This window comes from Brachyspira sp. SAP_772, assembly GCF_009755885.1.
In the GTDB taxonomy this organism is placed as follows: domain Bacteria; phylum Spirochaetota; class Brachyspiria; order Brachyspirales; family Brachyspiraceae; genus Brachyspira.
Genome location: NZ_VYIX01000027.1, coordinates 1 through 1123, shown reverse-complemented (window position 1 = coordinate 1123; position 1123 = coordinate 1). Strand labels below are relative to the sequence as shown.

Genomic DNA, 1123 nt, shown 5'->3' with positions numbered 1-1123 from the left:
TGATATAGTAGAAGCATACAAAAATAAAGATGATTTAACAGTAACAGAAGTAAATAAAAATATAGAGTATTTAAGTATAGGTATAGTTAATTTAGTTAATATGGTAAATCCTGATGTAATAATCATAGGCGATGAAATGGTTAATTTTGGAAATGATTTTCTTAATATATTGAAATCTAATGTCAGAAATAAAATTATACCAGATTTATATAATAATTTGGATATAAGATTAGGAAATTTTGCTGATGATGAGGTTTTAATAGGAGCAAGTATCGTAGCTATAGAAGCAATTCTTAGAGAAGGCCTACTTTTAAAATAAATTTTTTAAATATTTAAAAAAAATTGACTATTAAGTTTTTTTGAATATACTAATAATATATTAATTAATTAAATTAATTAATATATTTGATTAAATAMTTATATTAATTAATTGTTATTTAATATAGTTTAATTTTAAGGAGCAAAAAATGAAAAAGCTAATAGTCATTTTTTTAACTTTATCTATCATGTTATCAGTTTTTGTATCATGTAATAGAGGTACTAAAGAGAATACTGGAAGAAAATTTGGTTATACAGCTATGACAATGAATAATCCATTTTTCTTAACAATATCTGAATCTATAAAGTCAGAATTAGCAAAAAATGGAGATACTTTAATAGTATTAGATCCACAATTAGACCAGGCAAAACAAATTTCACAAGTTGAAGATATGATAGCACAAGGTATAGAGCTTTTATTTTTAAATCCWGTWGATTGGMAAGGTGTAAAACCTGCYTTAGATGCTSYWAAAGCAGCTGGAATACCWRTTGTAAATTTTGATGCTGAWGTTTATGATAMTGAKTTAGTTGATGCTRTRGTTRTATCAGATAATTWTCAAGCAGGATWTKTATGCGGTGMAGATTTAGCTAAACGTATGCCWAATGGCGGAAAATTAGCTATTATAGAAYATGCTGTWGMTAAAYCTGTTTTAGATAGAATAAATGGGTTTTATGCTGGATTAGGTGCTGTTAGTAATAAATTTGAATTAGTATCAAGACAAGATGGAGTAGGTCAATTAGAAATATCATTACCTATAGCAGAAAATATACTTCAGGCTAATCCTGATGTACAAGTATTTTTTGG

2 protein-coding genes are annotated in these 1123 nt (G+C 25.7%); both read left to right on the top strand.

Annotated features, from left to right (window positions below; genetic code table 11):
- Positions 1-319: ROK family protein (locus tag GQX97_RS12310; RefSeq protein ID WP_157152216.1), on the top strand; the 319-nt coding region annotated here is incomplete at its 5' end.
- A 148-nt stretch (positions 320-467) separates the two neighbouring features.
- Positions 468-1123, top strand: a 656-nt coding sequence (locus tag GQX97_RS12305; RefSeq protein ID WP_157152215.1) for a substrate-binding domain-containing protein, incomplete at its 3' end; no start/stop codon positions are given.